This window comes from Erysipelatoclostridium sp. An173, from assembly GCF_963931465.1.
GTDB classification, from domain to species: Bacteria; Bacillota_I; Bacilli_A; order Erysipelotrichales; family Coprobacillaceae; genus Thomasclavelia; species Thomasclavelia merdavium.
The window spans coordinates 2,638,910-2,658,037 of sequence record NZ_OZ007017.1 but is presented as its reverse complement, the minus strand read 5'-3'; the positions used below and the strand labels follow the sequence as shown (position 1 = coordinate 2,658,037).

At 30.1% G+C, this 19,128-nt stretch carries 19 protein-coding genes; 17 read left to right on the top strand and 2 right to left on the bottom strand.

Annotated elements, in window-relative coordinates; translation table 11 throughout:
* Positions 1–92: 92 nt before the first annotated feature.
* Complete coding sequence (locus ABGT36_RS13240) at positions 93–1,001, bottom strand: HD-GYP domain-containing protein (RefSeq protein WP_346678396.1); 909 nt, start codon at positions 999–1,001, stop codon at positions 93–95.
* A 184-nt stretch (positions 1,002–1,185) separates the two neighbouring features.
* On the opposite strand from ABGT36_RS13240, the gene rnmV reads away from it, so the two are divergent.
* The 7 genes from rnmV to ABGT36_RS13205 all read left to right on the top strand — a co-directional run bounded on the left by rnmV (position 1,186) and on the right by ABGT36_RS13205 (position 7,125).
* Positions 1,186–1,722 (top strand): ribonuclease M5, encoded by a 537-nt coding sequence (gene rnmV / locus ABGT36_RS13235; RefSeq protein ID WP_087298696.1) that lies wholly within the window; start codon positions 1,186–1,188, stop codon positions 1,720–1,722.
* On the top strand, positions 1,703–2,236 hold the full coding sequence (locus tag ABGT36_RS13230) for a hypothetical protein (protein WP_087373698.1): 534 nt from the start codon (positions 1,703–1,705) through the stop codon (positions 2,234–2,236). Before rnmV ends, ABGT36_RS13230 begins: the two co-directional genes overlap by 20 nt.
* 7 nt (positions 2,237–2,243) lie before the next feature.
* Complete coding sequence (gene rsmA / locus ABGT36_RS13225) at positions 2,244–3,050, top strand: 16S rRNA (adenine(1518)-N(6)/adenine(1519)-N(6))-dimethyltransferase RsmA (RefSeq protein ID WP_087298694.1); 807 nt, start codon at positions 2,244–2,246, stop codon at positions 3,048–3,050.
* 27 nt (positions 3,051–3,077) lie between these two features.
* Positions 3,078–3,821: a sporulation peptidase YabG gene (locus ABGT36_RS13220; RefSeq protein WP_087373702.1), complete on the top strand. Its 744-nt coding sequence runs from the start codon at positions 3,078–3,080 to the stop codon at positions 3,819–3,821.
* A 4-nt stretch (positions 3,822–3,825) separates the two neighbouring features.
* The gene (gene ispE, locus ABGT36_RS13215; RefSeq protein WP_087298692.1) at positions 3,826–4,674 is read left to right on the top strand and encodes a 4-(cytidine 5'-diphospho)-2-C-methyl-D-erythritol kinase; all 849 of its coding nucleotides are present in this window, start codon (positions 3,826–3,828) and stop codon (positions 4,672–4,674) included.
* A 105-nt stretch (positions 4,675–4,779) separates the two neighbouring features.
* Positions 4,780–6,159 (top strand): bifunctional UDP-N-acetylglucosamine diphosphorylase/glucosamine-1-phosphate N-acetyltransferase GlmU, encoded by a 1,380-nt coding sequence (glmU, locus tag ABGT36_RS13210; RefSeq protein ID WP_346678394.1) that lies wholly within the window; start codon positions 4,780–4,782, stop codon positions 6,157–6,159.
* 9 nt (positions 6,160–6,168) lie between these two features.
* Complete coding sequence (locus tag ABGT36_RS13205) at positions 6,169–7,125, top strand: ribose-phosphate pyrophosphokinase (protein ID WP_087298690.1); 957 nt, start codon at positions 6,169–6,171, stop codon at positions 7,123–7,125.
* A 44-nt stretch (positions 7,126–7,169) separates the two neighbouring features.
* Here ABGT36_RS13205 and ABGT36_RS13200 read toward each other — a convergent pair whose 3' ends face one another.
* Positions 7,170–7,826, bottom strand: a complete 657-nt coding sequence (locus ABGT36_RS13200) for a hypothetical protein (RefSeq protein ID WP_300630596.1) — start codon at positions 7,824–7,826, stop codon at positions 7,170–7,172.
* A 413-nt stretch (positions 7,827–8,239) separates the two neighbouring features.
* Here ABGT36_RS13200 and ABGT36_RS13195 point away from each other — a divergent pair, with 413 nt between their 5' ends.
* The 10 genes from ABGT36_RS13195 (at position 8,240) to rsmG (ending at position 19,122) form a co-directional block, all read left to right on the top strand.
* The gene (locus ABGT36_RS13195) at positions 8,240–9,052 is read left to right on the top strand and encodes a helix-turn-helix domain-containing protein (protein ID WP_346678391.1); all 813 of its coding nucleotides are present in this window, start codon (positions 8,240–8,242) and stop codon (positions 9,050–9,052) included.
* 207 nt (positions 9,053–9,259) lie between these two features.
* Positions 9,260–10,798 (top strand): NEAT domain-containing protein, encoded by a 1,539-nt coding sequence (locus ABGT36_RS13190; protein ID WP_346678389.1) that lies wholly within the window; start codon positions 9,260–9,262, stop codon positions 10,796–10,798.
* Positions 10,789–11,676: a heme-binding Shp domain-containing protein gene (locus ABGT36_RS13185; protein WP_346678387.1), complete on the top strand. Its 888-nt coding sequence runs from the start codon at positions 10,789–10,791 to the stop codon at positions 11,674–11,676. The genes ABGT36_RS13190 and ABGT36_RS13185 overlap by 10 nt, the downstream gene beginning before the upstream one ends.
* A complete protein-coding gene (isdE, locus tag ABGT36_RS13180) occupies positions 11,654–12,544 on the top strand; it encodes a heme ABC transporter substrate-binding protein IsdE (RefSeq protein ID WP_346678385.1) in 891 nt (296 codons plus the stop codon). Before ABGT36_RS13185 ends, isdE begins: the two co-directional genes overlap by 23 nt.
* The gene (locus ABGT36_RS13175) at positions 12,531–13,514 is read left to right on the top strand and encodes an iron ABC transporter permease (RefSeq protein ID WP_300081464.1); all 984 of its coding nucleotides are present in this window, start codon (positions 12,531–12,533) and stop codon (positions 13,512–13,514) included. Before isdE ends, ABGT36_RS13175 begins: the two co-directional genes overlap by 14 nt.
* On the top strand, positions 13,504–14,265 hold the full coding sequence (locus tag ABGT36_RS13170) for an ABC transporter ATP-binding protein (RefSeq protein WP_087298683.1): 762 nt from the start codon (positions 13,504–13,506) through the stop codon (positions 14,263–14,265). Before ABGT36_RS13175 ends, ABGT36_RS13170 begins: the two co-directional genes overlap by 11 nt.
* Positions 14,266–14,737: 472 nt before the next feature.
* Complete coding sequence (locus ABGT36_RS13165; RefSeq protein WP_346678383.1) at positions 14,738–15,496, top strand: TatD family hydrolase; 759 nt, start codon at positions 14,738–14,740, stop codon at positions 15,494–15,496.
* An 11-nt stretch (positions 15,497–15,507) separates the two neighbouring features.
* The gene (locus ABGT36_RS13160; RefSeq protein ID WP_087298681.1) at positions 15,508–16,437 is read left to right on the top strand and encodes a G5 domain-containing protein; all 930 of its coding nucleotides are present in this window, start codon (positions 15,508–15,510) and stop codon (positions 16,435–16,437) included.
* Positions 16,438–16,555: 118 nt separating this feature from the next.
* Positions 16,556–18,418 (top strand): tRNA uridine-5-carboxymethylaminomethyl(34) synthesis enzyme MnmG, encoded by a 1,863-nt coding sequence (gene mnmG, locus ABGT36_RS13155; protein ID WP_346678381.1) that lies wholly within the window; start codon positions 16,556–16,558, stop codon positions 18,416–18,418.
* 2 nt (positions 18,419–18,420) lie between these two features.
* Positions 18,421–19,122: a 16S rRNA (guanine(527)-N(7))-methyltransferase RsmG gene (gene rsmG, locus ABGT36_RS13150; protein ID WP_087374610.1), complete on the top strand. Its 702-nt coding sequence runs from the start codon at positions 18,421–18,423 to the stop codon at positions 19,120–19,122.
* The last annotated feature ends 6 nt before the right edge of the window (positions 19,123–19,128 follow it).

The following is a 19,128-nucleotide window of genomic DNA, read 5'->3' as shown; positions in this document are numbered from 1 at the left end:
GAGCTATAGTTCTCGTTTAATAATCAGAAACGAGAAAATCTATAGCTCTAAAAGTTTTATTCTTTCAATAGCTATCATATATTATCTTAATCTTATTTACTTGTCAATAAGTTATCTTTTTTTAAACAGCTTATTAGTGCGTTTATAATTTGCTTATCATAATGAGTTAATTCAAATTGTTTTAAAATTGTGATAGCTTCATTAACTTCCATACTGCCACAATATGGCCGGCTAGTAACTAAGGCATCATAAGCGTCTGCTACAGCAATAATTTTAGCTCCTAAATTTATTTTATCACCAGCAAGTCCTTGGGGATAACCGCTGCCATCGATTCTTTCATGGTGTTGGAAAACCATTTGACTAGCTTCGTTACTAAGAATATCTTTGATCATTTGATATGATATTTGAGGATGTTTTTTAATAATTTCTTTTTCTTGATCGTTTAAAGGACCGGGTTTTAATAAAATTTCAGTTGGAATAGCTATTTTTCCTACGTCATGAAAACAAGCGGCATAAAATAAATCAGATAATAAATTATTATGAATATTTAATTCATCAGCAATTTTCATTGTTAATTGCTGGACTCGTAAACAATGCTCTTTAGTTTTGACATCTTTTTGATGCAGTTTTGTAAGAATATTGGATAATTGTTCTAATTGATCCATTTTTTGATTAAAACCTTGATAATTACAAATAACTAAGATAACAGTATCTTCAATTGCTTTAAAAAGATGATTATTGCTTTTATTTGTTAAAGTTAAAGTATCATTATTAGATAATATTAACGGCTTTTCTTGATAATAATCAACAGCTATTTTACCAGTTAAAATAAAAATATTTTTAACACTTTCTGATTTATAAACAGGTTTAATGATATCAAAAGTATTAGCCTTTAAATTTCCTTTAATAATTTCTAAATTAGGGTTTGAATATAATAGTTCAAAACTATTACCATTAAAAATAGTTTTTTTTGGTTGAATATTATTATTTTTTATTTCCATAATGTGTTCCTCTTAACAGTAAATTGTAACTAATGAATTTTATGATGTCAATTTATAACCTTTTATTTTATGGTTGTTATCGTTATAATTAACAATAGGGACTGTTGTTTTGATGGAACTGTTATTGTATGATAGTCACATATTTTAAAGTAGTTGAAGGAGGATTAGTAATTTAAATAAAGTTATGAAAAAGATAAAAGAAATTGTTGTAGTTGAAGGAAAAACAGATACGGCTTTATTAAAAGAGTTATTTGAAGTTGATACAATTGAAACTCATGGATTAGCTTTAGATGATAAGACAATGGCATTAATTAAAGAAGCTAGTAAAAAAAGAGGGATTATTGTACTTACTGATCCTGATTTTCCTGGTAAAAAGATTCGTGATCAAATTCAAAAAGAAATTCCTGAATGCAAACATGCTTTTGTTGCTAAAAAAGATGCTGTAGGTAAAAAGAAGTTAGGGATTGCTGAAGCTAAAAAAGAAGCAGTTATTGCAGCGATTGAAAATGTAGTAACATTTGATGCTAATAAAGAAAGTATTACTTGGAAAGAGTTTATTGATTTAGATATTATTGGTAATAAACAAAGAAGATTAGCAGTATATGATTTGTTTAATTTAGGATATGGGAATGTAAAGACGTTATTTAAACGATTAAATATGGTAGGAATTACTAAAGAAGAGATATTAAGGAGATTAGCAGATGAAAATTGCAAGTCATAATGGATTTGATTTTGTTGTTAGTGATGTATTTAAAGGGGAATATTTAAATGCACTTATTGATAACTTAAAAGTTAAATATCAAAATAACTTTGATGACTATAATGAAGTATATCATTGTAATGAGTTAATTCATAAACTACAAAAAGATCCTGATATAAAAGTAGAATATCATCTTATGTATAAAGATAAGCAATGCTTGGGAATAGCAATGATTTCGTCAGGAAAGATTGATTCAATAAAATTTTTTGATCAGGAATTTTTCAAAACTAATGATAATGATATTGTTTTAAATTATTTTCATATTTCGCCATTAGGACGTGGAAATGGTACTTATTGGTTAAAAGAAATCATCTTACCATATTATCAAAATAAAGAATATATGTATTTAAAATCATCACATCCTCAGGCTTTTAGTTTATATCAGCGCTTAGGGCAAGAAATCGGCAGTTATACAACAGTAAGCGATAATGGTGATTTTAAAAGAAATGGTAAAATTTTTAGAATAAGGGTATAAAGTAAAAATGAAAGATATTGCAACTATAGCTACAACAAAAGAAATATTAGAAAAATATCAATTAGGAGCATTAAAGAAATTTGGTCAAAACTTTTTAATCGATATCAATATTATTGATAAGATCATAACAAGTGTGGATATCAATAAAAAAACAGCAGTTATCGAAGTTGGTCCAGGAATAGGGGCATTAACACAAAGATTAGCTTTACAAAGTGGCAAAGTAATTAGCTTTGAAATCGATGAACGTTTTAAACCAGTTTATCGTGATTATTTGAATTTTGATAATTTGAATATTATTTTTGGTGATTTTATGGAACAGGATATTGCCAAAGTTGTTTTAGATTTGAGAGAGGAATTTGACCAAGTATATTTAATTGCTAATTTGCCATATTATATTACTACTCCGATTATTGAAAAAGTTCTTTTGAGTAATTGTAAAATTGATAAAATTGTTGTAATGATTCAAAAAGAAGTGGCTTTAAAAATGACAGGATCATTAAAAAATCCTCTAATGATGATGATCGAAGATATGGGATCAATTGATTATTTATTTACAGTTAGTAAAAACGTTTTTATCCCGGCACCACACGTTGATTCAGCAGTTATTGCCATTGATATAAAAAAAGAAGCTGATTTAAAGTTGTATGAAGTATTAAAGGTTTGTTTTAAACAAAGAAGAAAGACAATTTTAAATAATTTAAAACAACATTATGATAATGCCCAGGAGATTTTAGATAATGCTAAGATAGAAAGCAGTAAAAGAAGTGAAGAATTAGCGTTGGAAGATTTTAAAAATATCACCAAATTTATTTAATTTCATATAATAAAGTGGTGATTATAGATGAAAATAGGTGATATTGTTTGTCGAAAAAAATATGGAAAAGATATTTGTTTTCGAATTACAGATATAAAAGATGGAATCTATTATTTAACGGGGATTGAATATCGCTTAATAGCTGATAGTGAAGAAAGTGATTTGGAGTTAAGTGATTTTAGTAGTGAGAAAAATGATATTTTAGTTGAAAATAAACCATGTTTAAAAGGTAGTGTTTTACACATTGATGGGGATAAAGATTATTTAAAAATGTGTTTAAAGAAGTATAAAGAATTTAATATTAATGTTCATGGTTATTATATGAAAGAAACTGAAATTAAAGAAAAAATCATTCCTTTACTAGAAAAACATCGCCCTAATTTGTTAGTTATTACTGGACATGATGCGATGAAGAAAAATGGTAATCGTCATGATATTAATTGTTATTTACATTCAAAAGATTTTGTTGAGGCAATTAGACAAGCACGTTTGTATGAAGATGATAAAGATAGTTTAATTATTTTTGCAGGTGCTTGTCAGTCATATTATGAATTATTATTAGCTAGCGGCGCCAATTTTGCTTCAAGTCCTAGTCGCAAAAATATTCATGCTTTAGATCCAGTATTTGTTGTTAGCCAAATAGCTAATGCAAGTATAAAAAACTATGTTGATTTAGAAAAAATTGTGGCTAAAACATCTAATAAGCAATTAGGTATTGGTGGTATTGATACTAGAGGAGTGGCACGTAAAATTTATCCAGCAAGCAGGTGAAGTAATGAAAATAAGAGCATATGCAAAAATTAATTTAGCGTTAGATGTAATTAGAAAAAGAGAAGATGGTTATCATGAATTAGAAATGATAATGGCACCAATTACACTACATGATTTAATTTATATTAATATTATTGATAGTGGTATTGAAATAGCTTCGAATAGTAAAATTATGCCAACTGATAATCGGAATATTATGTATAAAGTGGCCGCTTTGATGAAAGAACGTTATCAGATAAAAAAAGGTGTTAAGATTTTTGTTTATAAACATATTCCAACTCAAGCCGGATTGGCTGGAGGAAGCAGTGATGGCGCAGCAGTAATTAAAGCGATGAATCAATTATTTCATTTAAATTTAACATTGGAGCAAATGGCATCATTAGGTAAAGAAGTAGGGGCTGATATTCCATTTTGTATTTATCAAAAAATTGCTTTTGTTCAAGGAATTGGAGAGCGATTAGAATTTATAGAACATCCATTTAATTGTAAAGTATTATTAGTAAAACCTAAACGAGGTGTTTCTACTAAAAAATGTTTTAATAGTCTTGATTTAACAAAAGCCAGCCATCAAGATTGTCGTTTGATGATCAAAGGAATTGAAGAAGATGATTATCAGACAGTAATTGATAATCTTCAAAATACATTAGAGGCTCCTTCAATTGATATGGTGCCAGAAATTGAACAAATAAAAAAAGAATTAATGGAATTAGGTTTTGATGGAGCTTTAATGTCGGGAAGCGGATCGACTGTTTTTGGTTTAACTCGTGATGAAGAAATACTAGAAAATGGCTATAATTTTTTTAGAGGAAAGTATTATTTTGTCAGAAAAACTGAAATATTAAATGAATTATAAACTAAATATTAGAAAAGAGATACAATTTATCGCTAGTTTTTAGCTTTTTTCCTTTAACTAATGTTAATTTTTTGTTATTATGTTGTTGAAAAAAGAGGTGTGAAAATGAGAACATATGCGGTAGTAATGGCAGCTGGTAAAGGAACCAGAATGAAATCTGATAAACCTAAAGTTGTTCATGAGGTTTTGTATAAGCCAATGATCAATCATATTGTTGATGAATTGAAACAGGTTGGCGTAGATGAGATTTATGTTATCGTTGGTCATAAAGCAAATGAAGTTGAAAAATTATTAGATGATGTCAATATTATTTATCAACATCAGCAGTTAGGAACTGGACATGCATTAATGCAATGTAAAGAAGCTTTAGCCAATAAAGAAGGAACTACAGTTGTTTTAAATGGAGATGCTCCACTTATTACTAGTAAAACATTACAAGATTTAATTGCTTATCATAATGATAATCATTTAAAGGGAACTATTATGACTTGTGATTGTGATTTAGATAAAAAATTTGGTCGTGTAATTCGTGAAAATGATCAGGTTAAAGGTATTGTAGAATTTAAAGATTGTACTCCTGAACAAATTCAAATTAGTGAGATGAATTGTGGAGAATACTGTTTTGACAACCAGGCTTTATTCCAGGCATTAGAAAAAGTTACTAACAACAATGCTCAAAACGAATATTATATTACTGATGTTATCGAAATTATGAATAACGACAACTTAAAAGTTGGTGGTTATAAAATTGCTGATTTAGCTGAAGTCGGTGGTATTAATGATCGCGTTGAATTAGCTGAGGCTACTAAAACATTACAGTTAAAAGTAAACAAACAGCATTTATTAAATGGTGTTAATATTATCGATATTAATAATACTTATATTGGTGTTGATGTTGAAATCGGTAGTGATACAACAATTGAACCAGGATGTATTATTAAAGGTAGAACAAAGATTGGCAATAATTGTCATATAGGTCCTTATTGTGAATTTGATAATGTTGAAATCAAAGATAATGTTGAGATTAAATTCTCAGTTATTTCTGATTCTATTATTGAAAATGGCGTTGATATTGGACCATTTGCAAGACTTAGAACAAATTGTCATATTATGGAAAATGCTCATATGGGTAACTTTGTAGAAATGAAAAAAGCTGTTTTTGGAAAAGGAAGCAAGGCTTCACATTTAACATATGTTGGCGATGCAACAGTTGGAAGCAACGTTAACATGGGTTGTGGAACTATAACATCTAATTATGATGGTAAAAATAAATATCAAACTATTATCGGTGATAATGCATTTATTGGATGTAATAGTAATCTAGTGGCACCAGTATCAGTTGGTGCAAATGCTTATGTCGCTGCTGGATCAACAATTACTGATCAAGTAAATGACGACGCTATGGCAATCGCTAGAGCAAGACAAGTAAATAAAGAAGGTTACGCTAAGGTATTAGAAGAAAAGAGAAATCAAAAAGGAAAATAGGAGAATAAGATGAAGAACAAAATTACTGTTTTTTCGTTATCAGCTAGTAAAGAATTAGCTAATGATATTGCAGAAAAATTAGGAACTAAAGTAGGAAAAAGTAAAGTACATCATTTTGCAGATGGTGAAATTTTGGTTGAAATTGATGAATCAGTACGTGGAAAAGATGTTTTTATTGTTCAATCAACTTCAAATCCAGTTACTGAAAATTTAATGGAAATCTTAGTTTTAGTTGATGCTTTAAAAAGAGCTTCAGCTAAAGAAATTACAGCTATTATTCCATATTTTGGATATGCAAGACAAGATCGTAAAGCTAAACCAAGACAACCAATTACTTCAAAATTAGTTGCTGATTTATTAACGGTAGCAGGGGTAACACGTGTTGTTACTGTTGATTTACATGCAGCTCAAATTCAGGGATTCTTTGATATTCCTGTTGATGAAATGCAAGCATTACCATTAATTTCTAATTATTTTAAAAGAAAAAATATGGAAGATATTTGTGTTGTTTCTCCAGATCATGGTGGAGCAACTCGCGCTCGTAAATTAGCAGTAGCTTTAGATGCACCAGTAGCTATTATTGATAAAAGAAGACCTAAACCAAATGTAGCAGAAATCATGGGGGTATTAGGTGATGTATCAGGTAAAAACTGTATCATGATTGATGATATGATTGATACAGGTGGTACAATTGTTGCGGGAATTGAAATGTTAAAAGAAAAAGGTGCTAAATCAATTTCTGTAGCTTGTACGCATCCAGTTTTCTCTGGGCCAGCAGTTGAAAGACTACAAAACTCATCTGCTGATGAAGTAGTTGTTACAGATACAATTAAATTACCAGAAGAAAAAATGTTTTCTAAATTAAAAATCGTTTCTGTAGCTGGGTTACTAGCTAAAACAATCGAAAATATTGAAAACTGCTTACCGGTTTCTGATGTTTTCCAAATGTTTGATTTTGATAAATAAAAAAATTAGCTATTATTTAATCATTGATTAAATAATAGCTTTTTTTACAATTTACTAAATGTTTCAATATTTTTGTTATAGAAACGCTGTACCATATTGATAACCCAGTTTTGCTTATCTTTACGATAATAAGAAATAACATATCCAAGGACGATTAACCCACCAAAGAAAGCACAGATCATATCAGTTAAAGAATCATGAACTCCAGTAGAATAATGATTGATACAATCATTATTAAAGAAAATTAACATGCCATATTCATAGAATTCCCATATAACAGCAACAGATAAATTAACAGCAACAATAAAAATTAAAAAGATAATGTAATCCTGTTTATTGCTAATATGTGTTTGCTTTTTAATAAGAGTAAAAATAAAAACAGCAAAAATACTAGCAAGAATACCGCTGAAAAAATGAACAATTTTATCAAAATATGCGACATGATAGCCACCTAAACAGCTACCAATTAAAGATGCAAAATAGATAAAGACTACGTTCAATATTTTGACTTCATCGGTCATCTTGATCTTTAAAATGTGCATAAGCGCTGGGAAAAGCCACGGTGTTAAACAAGCAACGATTCCCATATAAAAAGCCTGTTGATTACCATTTAGATAATTATAAATAAATGACCCTGCTAAAGTAATAATATAAATACCGGTCATTAAATAAAATACTAATTTGCTACTTGTTTTTTTCATCTGCCCATCTCCTCGTATAATATGTTTTTAATGATGGATTTTCAACTTATTTAAATAGATAATGTATGGTTTATATCATCTTTGATGATTTTGCAAGGTATTAATTATGGTAAGTCATTAACCTATTTTGACAGCTATGATAGCTTTTTTGGTTTAATTTAGTTGAAATAATAAATGGATTATTTTATTGTTCTCTTTTAAGGATAACATACTTTTTAATGTTTATCACGTTAATTATTAATGTTTTAAAGTTGTTATATACGCTAATCATATCTATTTTGCTAAAAAAGTTTATATTTAATTGAAAAATTATCTCTTTTGTTTAGTTGAAACAATTTATTATTGCAATATTAAACTAATAAGGGTAATATAGTTAGCGTAAACTAACTATAATTTATATAAAGGAGCATGACATGCAATTAACAAAAGAAAAACTAACATACTTACTTTTTTTATACGATTATAAGGATAAAGGCTATACGATTACTAGAATTGCTCAGGAAATGAATATATCCAAATCAACAATTAGTCGTGTTTTAAATACTTTTTATCAAGAAGGACTTTTATTAGAAAAAGGGAAAGGAAAACTATCTTGTCAGGGTTGTCAAATGGCAAAAAGATATAAGTACGACATTAATAAGTTATCGAAATGGCTCCAGGATAGTGCTGATTTTAATGAAGAACAAGCGTACCAAGAAGCTTTGTTATTAGTATTGACATTGAGTGATGAAGCTAGGGCAAAATTAGTAAATAATACCAGTAAAGAGAAATTATTCAAATTAATTGCAAATGTTAAAGAAATTAGTGGCGATATGCTTAGTGTTAATCTAGATGACGGTGAATATTCTTTTGCATTTACGGTGTATAAAAAAGATCGTGTGGGGATTTCTATGGCTAATGAAGGTTTTTATCATCCCGGTGTTTTAGAAATTAAACAAGGTTATGGTCAATTGATTCTTAAACCTAAAGAAGTTGAACATGTTTCGTTAAGTGGTAAGATGGTATTGAAAGGGAAATTGGAATCATTGAAATATGAAATTGAAAATCAATTTATATCAAGTCATTTTATTCGTGGTAATTTTGTTATACCGATCTCTAAATTACGGTTTTTTTATAGTAAGGAAGAAAGAATGTTACAAGCATCGTTTAAAATTATAGTTAAAGTAGATGTCGGAATTATTCATATACCAGAAAATGAAGTGATTTTAACAATTATTTTTAAATAATGTTTCGTGGGGTACAACAAATAAATTATTTTAAAACAGTAAGATATTTTGTTATTTTGTTGCAGGATTGAAACAAAAAATGTAGTTGAAATGAGTAGAAATACTGTTAAAATTCCGTTGTGGTTAGTTTTAACTAACTTAAAGAAAATATTTTTTTTGATATTTAAGTTAGAAAAAACTAACAAATATATCTAAGAGGAGGAGAATATGAAAAAAATATTAAAAGTTGCATTAGTTTTAATGATGGCTTTTGGGATTCAATTAGCTTCATTAAATGGAGTTAGCGCTCAAGAAAATGGCACTTTACCCGATGGTAGTTACATAGTATCAACCGTTTTGAAGAATGCCTCAAATATTAATAATGATTCAATGGCAGCAGGAGCATTAGCTGATGAAGGAACTCTAGAAATAATTGATGGTAAATGGTATTTGATTGCTGAATTTAAAACATTAAGTATGTTTGGATTTTTAGGTAATGCCTCAAATATCAAATACTATGAAACAGATACTAATTCATCATTAAACGATGCCGAAGTTATTAGTTATCGAACTGATGCTTCAGGGGCTCAACAGGTTGAAAAAGTAAAAATACCAGTAGCCGTTGATAGTGAAGGTGTCTATATCCAGATGTATGTTGATGTGATGATGATGACAACTAATGCTTATATTCAATTTAATACAGATGGAATTATTATTCCTAAACCAGAACCAGAAAATCCGGTCTATAATTTAGAAAATGGTAAATATGAAGTAGCTGTTGATGTTTTAAAAACGGATAGTGATGATCAATCTATGGCAGCTCAAGCAGTAAAAAGTGCAGTAGTAGAAGCTAATGGTGGCAAATTAGTTGTTACATTGGAAATGGGATCAGTAACGGTTTATGGTCAAACGGCCTATGTTGATAATATGGAATATCAATTAGCTGATGGGACATACAAAACAGCCGAAGTTACAGATTATGATAGTGACGGCAATGTTTCACAAATTAAATTTACATTAGATAAAAATACTAAATATACTAATGTAAAATTCTATTACGGTGGAAGTTCACGTGGTGCTGAGGCTAGATTATCTTTAGGATTAGATAATCCGGTATTGGTTGAAGACGATAAAGAAACTTCAAAATTTAGTAAAGATGGTACATATAATGTCAAAGTTGCATTGTGGAATGCGACTCAGGATAAAGCTTCAATGGCAGCAGAAGCAGTTGATGAAATGGCAACTGTTGTGGTTAAAGATGGTGTAAAAACAATGTATTTAACAACTAAAAAAATGTCATTTGCAAGTTTAGAAGCAGCATTACAAGAATTATATATTGGTTCTACTAGCGATAGTAATTATAAAGACAATATGGCTACTGTAGAAGCAAGAGACAATGAAGGTAATCCAGTATTATGGTCATTTGCTTTACCTAGTGAAGAAGAATTTTTCAATGTTGTTGTTAATCCCCATGTAGCAATGATGGGTAATGGGGATATTGATGCTCGTATTAAAGTGGATTATTCAACTTTAACATATGTATCTGCTTCAACTGAAGCACCAGTTGTAAAGGGTGATGATAATCAACCGACTACTGATGATTCTAAAACAGATACAACAGTACCTGCAACAGATAATAATACAACTAGTTCAAATAGCACAGCTGTAAAAACTGGTGATAATACAAGTATAGAATTAATGGGAGGATTATTAATTGTATCACTTGTAACTATGGGTTATTTAGTTAGAAGAAAATTATGGCAATAAAAAAGATTGTTTTAACACTGATTACAATTTTGACATTAGTAATCACGATTAAACCAGCTTTTGCCCTTGACGATGGAGCGTACTTAGTTGGACGCTCCACGTCTTATGTTAATCCTCATACTGGTTCACCAGAAGATGGTGGAACTAATATTGCGCTTGGCGAAAGCATGTGTTCAAATATTATTAGTAGTCAATTGTTATTAGAACAAACAGGTGGAAAATATTATCTTACTTTTGAAATTAATTTAGCTGATAATATTTCTAATTACAGCTTTAAAATTATGAATAGTAGTGGGAGTTTTCGTAATGCTAGTGCTAGTGAATTAAGCACTAGTACATCAAATGCAAAACGTTTTAGAATCCAGGTAAACTCACCAAGTGAATATATTAGCCCGATTATTTATGTTGTACCAATGGGAAGAAATGTACAGTTTTTCTTTCAGGCCGATGTAAATTCAGCGACGCCTGGTACAGGGATGTATGAAAGTCAAATGGTTCCGGCAACTTCAAATAGTAATAGTACAAGTAATAACACTACAACTTCAAATTCTAGTACTGATCAAAATAATGAATCTAGTAGTAATGAAGAGAATGTAAGTCAAGAAACTGTTGTTACAAATACAACCGAAAACCAACAGGTTGGGACAATTAACAAAGAGTCATTGATGGAAAATGTTACAGGATTATCAAATTATATTATTGATGATGATGGTAAGGTGGATAAAGACGCCAAATTAACAGTTAAAAATCTAAAAAAAGATAGTGGGGAAATAAAAGAACAAACTAATAATTTACCAATGATAATTGGTGGAGTAGTGATGGTTGTTTTAATAGCTGTAGCAGGAGGAATATATTATGTTAAAAAAGTTAAAAAGTAGTTTATTAGCTTTAATATTAACTTTATCATTTGTTGGCTGTGTTGATCAAAGTGGTGCTAGCAATAATAATGATAAATTAACAATAGCAGCAACTTCTGTAGCAGTGACTGAAATTTTAGAAGCTTTAGAGATATCGGCTGATCAGGTTATTGGAATTCCTACAACTGAAGCTTATTCAGTACCTAAAAAATATCAAAATGCAACCGAATTAGGGACTGCAATGGCACCAGATATGGAAACATTATCAACTTTAAAACCAGATTTGATATTAAGTCCTAATTCATTAGAAGGTGATTTGGCAGCTAAGTATGAAAAAATTGGTATTAGTTCATCATTTCTGAATTTAAAAAGTGTTTCTGGAATGTTTAAAAGTATTGAAGAATTAGGAAAGTTATTAGATAAAGAAGATAAAGCAGCTAAACTTGTAAATGAATTTGTTGATTATATGGTAGCATTTAGAGAAAAATATCAAAATCAAACTAGTCCCCGAGTTTTAATATTAATGGGGTTGCCAGGTGGTAGCTATGTTGTAGCAACAGAATCTAGTTATGTTGGTGATTTAGTAAGACTAGCAGGTGGGACTAATATTTATGGTAATGGTGATGGCCAGGATTTTGTAAATGTAAATGTTGAAGATATGTTACAACAAAATCCGGATATCATCTTAAGAACAAGTCATGCCTTGCCTGAGGAAGTAATGGAGTATTTTAAAAAAGAATTTCAAGAAAATGCTATCTGGTCACAATTTAGTGCCGTCCAAAATGGTCGTGTTTATGATTTAGATAATAATTATTTTGGGATGAGTGCTAATTTTAATTACCAAAAGGGATTAGAAAATCTAGAGGGAATTTTATATGGCACAGATTAAAAAACATCCTAAATTATTTATTTTAGTACTAATAGTAATATTATTTGTGAGTTTTTTTGTTGCTATTAATCTAGGAAGTATTCAGGTTTCCATACCACAGTTATTTAAAGGATTATTTATTGAATATGATAGTGAGGTAGCGAGTGTTTATACGATTCGGTTTCCACGGGTAATTGTAATGATGTTGGCCGGTGGAGCTCTGGCTTTATCGGGATTATTATTCCAAGTGGTTTTAAAAAATCCTTTAGCTGATCCCGGAATTATTGGTATTAGTAATGGTGCTAATCTTGCCAGTATTTTAGCGGGGTTATTATTACCGCAGCTTTATAGTATTAACTGGTTAATAGCTTTTTTAGGTGGACTTATTACATTTGCAATTATTTATAGTTTGTCGTGGAAATCAGGATTTAAGACAACTAGAATTATTTTAATTGGTGTCGCAATAAATTATACGATCAGCGCGCTAGTGTCCTTAGTTGAAAGTTCATCAGCATCTTTGACAAGTCAGGCAACGGGAACGGTAGCTTTATATACTTGGCAAAATGTAACTGTTTTACTAGTTTGTTTATTACCAGTAGTGTTAGTTACTATGTTCATGGCTAAGGCTTGTAATTTATTAGCTCTTGAAGACAGGACTTTAACGACATTAGGAGTAAATGTTAATTTTTATCGATTTGGTTTGTCATTATTAGCAGTATTATTATGCAGCATTTCGGTTTCGGTTGTTGGGGTGATTGGTTTTATCGCTTTGTTAGTTCCTCATGTTTCTAGATTATTAGTAGGTTTAGAACATAAATATTTATTACCGGTTAGTTTTTTGATTGGGATGATTGTTTTATTGATTACTGATACGATTGGACGGGTTATCATGGCTCCTTATGAAATAGCACCAGCGATAATTATGGCTGTTATTGGAGGACCGTTGTTTATTATTTTATTGAAACGGAGTATTGATGTAAATGGAAGTTAATAATATTAGATTTAGTTATCATAATAAGCCATTTATTGATGATTTATCGGTAGTTTTTCAAGAAAATAAAATTACTTCAATCATTGGACCAAATGGCAGTGGTAAATCGACATTATTAATGTTATTGAGCCGGATTTATAAAAGCAATGAGGGTGTAATTAAGCTAAATGGCAAAAATATCTGGGATTATAAATTGAAAAATTTTGCTAAAAAAGTAGCAGTAGTTCATCAAAAGAATCAAATATATGGGGATTTAGATGTTAAGACAATTGTTGGTTATGGTCGATTACCATATCTTAGCTATCATCAAAGTTTGGGTGAAAAAGATTATCAAATCATTGATTGGGCTTTAGAAATAACTAATTTAAAAAAATATCAAGACCACCAATTGGCTAAATTATCCGGTGGTCAACAACAACGAGTTTGGCTTGCAGTTGCATTGTGTCAAAAAACACCAATTTTGTTATTAGATGAACCTACAACTTATTTAGATGTAAAGTATCAAATAGAAATATTAAATTTAATTAAAAAAATTAATCATGATTATAAAATGACTATTATTATGGTTCACCATGATATTAATCAGGCAATTAATTATAGTGATGAAATAGTAGCAATGAAAGATGGAAAGATTTTATTTCAAGGAAAACCTAATGATGTTATTAATCCTAAATCTCTAAAGCAGCTATATGACTATAAATTAGAAGTAATAGATCATGGTAATCAAAAAATAGTTTTAAACTATCAATAAAATAATTTAATCATTTCTAAACCATAATTTACCATTATTTAAAGATATTCTTATAAAATCATGACTAAATTGAACGAAAATTATAGCTTATACTAACAGTGTAGTCAAAAATAATATGTTTTTTTCAATCCTTTCTCAAAAAAAGACTACTACTCTTTGGATATCTTTTCCCTGATATCTATAAAACAGGCAGTGTAAACTGTCTGTTTTTTTTTGAATAATAGTAGCAGAATTGTCAAAAATTAGTTTATAAAATCGATTTACATTTTATAACTATTCTTGCTATAAATGGATTAAATATCCAAAAAATTTATGATTTGGCTAAAAAGTTTTGTTTGATTAAGGTTTAAAAAGAGAACTCAGTTATAAAAGTGTCGATTTTATCGTTGCTTTTTTAGCTGTGTTATGAAAATATCATTTAGATATTTGACAAATCTATATGATTTTGTTAATATACAGCGGAGGTGAATTTATGTACTTTGATACTCATTGTCACTTAAATAGTGAAGAATTATTTGAAAATCATGATATGTTTATTCAAAAAGCTTTGGATAATCAAGTGAATAATATGGTCGTTGTTGGCTATACACTAGAGTCTTCTAAAAAAGCTGTTGAACTTGCAAAACAATATGATTTTATATATGCGGCAGTTGGTATTGGACCAAATGACTGCTTAGATACAACTAAAGAAGATATGGACGAGTTGGAAGAGTACCTAAAAGAGCCTTGTGTTGTAGCTTTAGGTGAAATCGGACTTGATTATTATTGGGATACTGTTAGTAAAGAAAAACAGTTAGAGGTTTTTAATTGGCAAATGGAATTAGTAAAAAAATACCAAAAGCCAGTAGTAATTCATTGTCGTGATGCTTATGAAGACACCTATCAAGTTTTAAAACGCAATGGACATCCAGGAATAATGCATTGTTATAGTGGATCGGTAGAAATGGCCAAACGCTTTATTGATATTGGTTTTTACATTTCGTTGGCAGGACCGGTAACCTTTAAAAATGCCCGAGTTCCTAAAGATGTGGCAGCAAATATTGATTTAGAGCATTTATTAATTGAAACTGACTGTCCTTATTTGACTCCTCACCCATATCGAGGTAAGTTGAATGAGCCTGCAAATGTTGTGTATATTGCCCAGGAAATAGCTAAGCTAAAAAACATGGAAATAGAAAACGTTGCAAGGGCGACAACGTTTAATGCCAAAAAAGTTTTTGGTATTAAATAGGAGGAAAAATAATGAACAAAATTAAAGAGGCTGTTATTAAAGCAGACCCCCGTATGAAGGGGTTAGTTGTTGTAATGATTGCCTATATCGGGATCATGTTCGCTGTATTTAATGTTGGTGCGACTGATCAAATTGATAACTATGTGGAAACAATTGATGTAACTGTTGAAGATGGTAATACGGGACAAAAAGGATATTTAGTTAGACAAAACTCAGTATCTGATGTTCTTGATGAATTAGGTATTGTTGTTAATCCACAAGATATCGTGAATTTAGATTTGAATTATGTAGTTAATGATGGTGATTTGATTCAAATTACCCGCGTAAACGAAGCAAATATAGAAGAAGTAGTTGCTGTTAAATCCAATACAATAAATACAACAGGATTAGAATTGTTTACGACTAAAGTTGCTCAACAAGGGCAAGATGGCCAAGTAAAAAATACTTATCGAGTAACTTATCAAAACGGAAATGAAGTAAGCAGACAGCTTATTGGTAGCGAGGTGATAAGTCCAGCTACTGATACAATAATTGAAACAGGTACTTTACAGGAGGGAGCTTACTTTACAGGACGATTAACTACTTATGGTGGTGATTGTGCTGGAGGTAATGGAACTTCTTCTAGTGGTATTAAGTTAAGTCCAATTTCTGGAGTACAAGGATCTAATAGTGCCAAATTAACATATAATGGGCGCTCATATTATTGCTTAGCAGCCGATCCATCAATTCCATTTGGAACAATTATTGAGATTTCTAATCATAATTTAAGTATTGAATCAACAGCCTATGGTATTGTTGTTGATAGAGGTGGAGCTATTAAAGGTAATAAAATTGATATCTTTAATGGAACTGAAGCTGGTAAATATTTCAGCGGTGGAACCTCAAATAATACTCAGTTTAAAATTATTTCAGTTGGAAGTGGCAAAAACTTCTGGAAATAGAAAGGTCAGCTATGTCTGATCTTTTTTTATTTCGATGATTTGGTAAATAAAATCTTTATAGTTTTAAAAATAGCGATTTTGTAGTACAATAGTAGACGACTTAAAGGAGGGAAAAATCGTGTATGATATAATTGTTGTAGGTGGTGGGCATGCCGGTATTGAAGCAGCTTTAGCACCAGCAAGAATGAAACAAAAAACAGTTTTAGTAACATCTAATTTTGATAATGTTGGCAGCCTTCCTTGTAATACCTCAATTGGAGGACCGGCAAAAGGAATTATTGTCCGGGAAATAGATGCTCTAGGAGGGCAAATGGCAGTAACTGCTGATAAAACATATTTACAAATGAAAATGTTAAATACAGCAAAAGGCCCAGGAGTTCAATCTTTACGTGGTCAAGCTGATAAAATAAAATATCCTCGCTATATGCAAAAAGTATTAAAAGAACAAGAAAACTTGGATATAGTAGAAGGAATGGTCGAAGATTTAATTGTAGAAGATAACACAGTTAAAGGTGTAATTTTAGATGATGGTCAAAAAATTATGGGTAAGATGGTCATCTTAACGACTGGAACTTATTTAAAAGCAGAAATTTTATGTGGTCATCAAAAACATCCTAGTGGACCTGATCAACAAAAAGAATCTAAATATTTATCAACTCGTTTAGCTAAGCTTGGTTTTAGAATTCAACGATTGAAAACAGGAACTCCACCACGAGTGGATATTAATAGTGTTGATTATTCAAAAACAACGTTACAACCAGGAACTGATGCTAAATTGGCTTTTAGTTTTAGAACAAAAGAATTTGTACCAATTGACCAACAAGTACCATGTTATTTAACATATACAAATGAAAAAACACATCAAATAATACGAGATAATTTACACAAATCAAGTATGTATGGTGGTATCGTAAAAGGAGTTGGACCACGCTATTGTCCATCAATTGAAGATAAGATTGTAAAATTTGCTGATAAAAAACAACATCAGATTTTTTTAGAACCAGAATCTAGAGAAATGAATACTATTTATGTTCAAGGTTTTTCTAGTTCGTTACCTCATGATGTTCAAGAGGAAATGATTAGAACGATACCTGGTCTAGAAAATTGTAAGATTTTAAAATATGCTTATGCTATTGAATATGATGCTATTGATCCTTTACAATTATGGCCTTCATTAGAAACTAAAGTAATTAAAAATTTATTTACTGCTGGTCAAATCAATGGAACTAGCGGTTATGAAGAAGCAGCTGGACAAGGATTGATCGCCGGAATTAATGCTAGTTTAAAATTACAAGGAAAAGCACCATTAGTTTTAAAACGTGATGAAGCTTATATTGGTGTTATGATTGATGACTTAGTAACTAAAGGAACAGATGAGCCATATCGAATGTTAACTAGTCGTGCTGAGTATCGTTTATTAATTCGTCATGATAATGCTGATGAACGTTTAATGAAATATGGCCATGATGTAGGTTTAATCAATGATGAGGTTTATGATGAATATTTAGCAAAAATGAAAGGTATTTTTGATGAAATTGAACGTTTGGATACAATTCGTTTTACACCAAAACATGAAATAAACGATTTATTAGAACAGTATAATTCAGCTCGTTTAACAGAAGGAATTAGTGCTAAGGAATTAATTAAACGCCCTGAATTAACATATGATATGATTTTGCCATTTGTTGAAGGTCCAGAATTAAGTGAAGAACAACGTCGTCGTGTTACTATTTTGATTAAATATAAGGGCTATATAGATAAGGCAAAACGTCAAGCTGAAAAACAAACAAAGATGGAAGAAAAGAAAATTCCATCAGATATTGACTATGATCAAGTTAAGAATTTAGCTTTAGAAGCAAGACAAAAATTAAATAAAATTCGTCCTTTAACAATTGGACAAGCTACGCGGATCTCTGGTATTAATCCTGCTGATATTTCAGTGTTATTGATTTATTTAAAACAAAAATATAATGAGGAATAGATATGAACGAACAAGAATTTATTAATCAACTGAAACAGCAGGGAATTGAATTAACTGCGTTGCAGATTGAACAGTTTAAAAAATATTATGAACTTTTAGTTGAATGGAATCAAAAAATGAATTTAACGGCAATTACTGATCAAGAAGGGGTTTATTTAAAACATTTTTATGATTCACTAACAATTGCATTTAATTTTAAATTTAATAATCAAAAGATAATTGATGTTGGTGCTGGGGCTGGCTTTCCTAGTATTCCTCTTAAAATAGTGTATCCTGATTTAAAGGTTACTATTGTTGATTCACTTACAAAAAGAATAACTTTTTTAAATCATTTATTTAAAGAATTAAAGTTGACAGATTGTCAGGCAATAAGTGCTCGTGCTGAAGAATATGCTAAAGATCATCGTCAGGAAGCCGATATTGTTATGGCAAGAGCTGTTGCTAGATTAAATATTCTTGATGAACTTTGCTTACCACTGGTAAAAGTAAATGGCTATTTTTTAGCTCTTAAAGGATTAAAAGCTAAAGAAGAATTAAAAGAGGCAAGTAATGGGATAAAAATATTGGGTGGTCGTGTTGACGAAGTAATCGATTTTACGTTAACTAATGATGATCATCGAAGCAATATAATTATCAAAAAAGTTAAAGCTACTCCAGGTAAATATCCTCGAATGTTTAGTAAGATTAAAAAACAGCCTTTATAGGAGAGA